Source organism: Vibrio sp. V42_P2S4T144, from assembly GCF_009904715.1.
In the GTDB taxonomy this organism is placed as follows: domain Bacteria; phylum Pseudomonadota; class Gammaproteobacteria; order Enterobacterales; family Vibrionaceae; genus Vibrio; species Vibrio alginolyticus.
Window position 1 is genome coordinate 1 of sequence record NZ_WXWS01000103.1, and the last position, 3,362, is coordinate 3,362.

The window sequence follows — 3,362 nt, forward strand, 5'->3', positions numbered from 1 at the left end:
ATTTAGATCAAGACGCAACAATGCGCATTGAATCTAACAGTCTTAGAAGCAGTAGGCGGGTATCCGATATCAAGAATCTAGATAAGTAAACGCTCGGACAAGCGAGAGCATGTTGAGTGGTTACTTATTTGGATTAAAAAATACATGGATTAGAAACTAAGCCCTTCAATACTTCCGCATTATCTCAATAAATAACGCGCTTGTTTTCACGGGCACCCTGCTTGCTGGTATATCTGCGAGGAGTAAAGTCGTGAGCCAAAAAGAACAAATAAAAACATACAAAGGTCCAGCTGGTGGTTGGGGTGCACTGAAAGCCGTAACCAGAAGTTGGTGGGGCAGTGAAAATGCAGTTAAAAACATTCGCACTATGCTCAAAACCAACCAAAATGGCGGTTTCGACTGCCCTGGATGTGCATGGGGCGAGTCGCCAGATAGTGGTAAAGTCAATTTCTGTGAGAATGGCGCGAAAGCGGTAAACTGGGAGGCGACCAATCGTCTGGTTGATCCTGAGTTTTTTGCCAATCACAGCGTTTCTTCTCTCTCAACGCAAACCGATTACTGGTTGGAATACCAAGGCCGTATCACGCACCCAATGCGATACGATGCTGAATCCGATCACTACGTGCCAGTCTCTTGGGATGAGGCTTTTGCACTTGTCGCGAAACATCTCAATCAATTGGATTCACCACACCAAGCTGAGTTTTATACCTCTGGTCGTGCAAGCAACGAAGCGGCGTTTTTGTATCAGCTATTTGTGCGCGCATTCGGTACCAATAACTTTCCAGATTGTTCCAACATGTGCCACGAAGCCAGTGCTATCGGGATGAAAGACACCATTGGCGTTGGTAAAGGCACAGTGATCTTTGATGATTTTGAAGAAGCTGATGCGATTTTCGTGATTGGTCAAAACCCGGGTACGAACCACCCACGAATGCTTGAACCTCTGCGTGAAGCGGTAAAACGTGGAGCACAGGTTATCTGTCTAAACCCGCTGAAAGAGCGCGGATTAGAGCGTTTCCAAAACCCACAGATGCCGATTGAGATGTTGAGTAACGGTTCAGAGCCTACCAACACGGCGTACCTGCGTCCTGCTTTAGGTGGAGACATGGCAGTGTTTCGTGGCATCGCGAAATTCTTGTTGCAATGGGAACGCAAGGCATTGCAAAACGGTGGAAAAGCGGTATTTGATCGTGAATTCATCAAGCAACACACAACAGGTATTGATGAGTATTTGGCTGAAGTGGACGCAACCTCTTGGGAACACATCGCGGAACAATCGGGTCTTGATTTAAGTGAAATCGAGATGGTGGCGAGCATGTATCGACGTGCAGAACGTGTGATCATGTGTTGGGCGATGGGGTTGACTCAGCATCGTCACTCTGTGCCAACCATTAAAGAAGTCGCAAACGTGCAAATGTTACGAGGTAACGTTGGTAAGCCGGGAGCGGGGCTTTCACCAGTGCGTGGTCACAGTAACGTTCAGGGCGACCGTACGATGGGCATTGATGAAAAACCTTCAGATCTGTTGTTGGATCGCATTGAAAGTCGATTTAACTTTGCCGTCCCGCGCGATGAAGGCCACAACACTGTGCAAGCCATTAAAGCGATGGAAGAAGGGCAAGCGAAAGTATTTATCGGTTTGGGCGGCAACTTTGCACAAGCAACGCCAGACACAGAACGTACGCACAACGCGATGCGAAACTGTAATTTAACCGTACACATTTCGACGAAGTTAAATCGTTCTCACCTTGTCACAGGTAAAGATGCGCTTATTCTTCCATGCTTAGGCCGTACTGAGATTGATCAGCAAGCGACTGGCCCACAAGGCGTGACGGTTGAAGATACCTTCAGCATGGTACATATTTCATTTGGTCAGCTAAAACCGCGTTCGGAGCATTTGCGTTCAGAACCAGCGATTATTGCCGGTATTGCCAATGCTACACTTGGAGCAAAACCAATTGATTGGTTGTGGGCGATTGAAGATTACGACCGTATTCGCGATTTGATTGCCGACACGATTCCGGGCTTTACCGACTTTAACCATAAGCTTAAACACCCAGGTGGATTCCACTTGGTAAACCCAGCTGCCGAGCGTCGATGGAATACACCAAGCGGCAAAGCGCAGTTCAGCTCTAGCGAGTTGCCGAAGCAGTTGATCAGCGAAGCGATACTCGAAAAAGGCCAAAAGCCAGATTTGATCTTGCAAACTATGCGCTCACACGACCAATACAATACGACACTTTACGGCTTGAATGACCGTTATCGTGGAGTATTTGGTATGCGCGAAGTGCTGTTTATCAATGAAGCGGATATTCGTAAACTCGGTTTTGAACCGGGCGACAAAGTGGACATGGTGTCATTATGGGAAGATGGCGTAGAGCGTCGCGTAAGCGGATTTACGCTTGTTGCCTATGATGTGCCAGCAGGTCAGGCGGCGGCTTACTATCCAGAAACAAACCCATTAGTTCCTTTGGACAGTTATGGGGATAGAACGTTTACGCCAACCTCTAAGTTTATTGCGATAAAATTGGAAAAATCGACATCCGATAAGATCGCTTTGGTGGAAGCGGAATAGTGACCAAACCGGCACAACGACATTTCGGATAAGCAAACGGCTGATATTAATTATCAGCCGTTTTTAATTGCGCTCAGTCTGCATTTAGTGCGCATAGCTTGTGTATAATGTTAATGACATTATGCTGCTCGATAATAGACAGATAAGGCCGATTTGAATCTAATTTCAAGTAGTAAAACTAATAAGAAGATGCTTATGACCTTGAAAAATATAATTAAATTAACAATCAGTCACTTAGTGGCAGTTTCTATTGGCATTGCGATCGGTATCTATACTTTACCGATCCTTATTGCACCACCTGCGCCGACCGATGAGCAAGTTGCTAAGAGCAAGCAAGGCGCAGAATACAGCGCAGTGTTTAAGAGGGAACTCAAAGGTAGCGACGCTTTTCATTGGGGGGAGGGAGAAATTCATTTGAGTTCTGAAGTCATTACGTTGGTAGGAAAACTCGCTCCCGGACCAGACTATAAACTCTATCTATCTCCTAAGTTTGTCGAAACGGAACAAGAGTTTAATGACCTTAAATCTGAGATGAGCTTAATTGGTGATGTCAAAACGTTCGATAACTTCGTTGTTGAGGTTCCTCAAAGCACTTCAATTTCTGAATACAATACGGTTGTTGTATGGTGCGAGACATTCGGTGAGTTCATTACTTCGGCAAAGTATCAATAAACCTTAGCAGTAGAGTGAAAGGCTTTTCTTTTCACTTTACGCTAGGATGTTGTTTCGCATAATTAAGAGGCAAAGACTCTTAAACATTCTAAATTTAAGAGCCTTTGTTTAGAGT

2 protein-coding genes are annotated in these 3,362 nt (G+C 45.5%); both read left to right on the top strand.

The genetic code is table 11. The annotated features are described in order from the left end of the window. Positions 1-250: 250 nt before the first annotated feature. Positions 251-2,575 (top strand): FdhF/YdeP family oxidoreductase, encoded by a 2,325-nt coding sequence (locus tag CAG68_RS03320; RefSeq protein WP_054730253.1) that lies wholly within the window; start codon positions 251-253, stop codon positions 2,573-2,575. Between the two features lie 195 nt (positions 2,576-2,770). Then, positions 2,771-3,247, top strand: a complete 477-nt coding sequence (locus CAG68_RS03325) for a DM13 domain-containing protein (protein ID WP_005376099.1) — start codon at positions 2,771-2,773, stop codon at positions 3,245-3,247. Positions 3,248-3,362 lie beyond the last annotated feature (115 nt).

Bases quoted from the DNA above. Each gene is read 5' to 3' on its own strand.
- CAG68_RS03325 (WP_005376099.1), top strand. From the start codon at position 2,771: ATGACCTTGAAAAATATAATTAAATTAACAATCAGTCACTTAGTGGCA.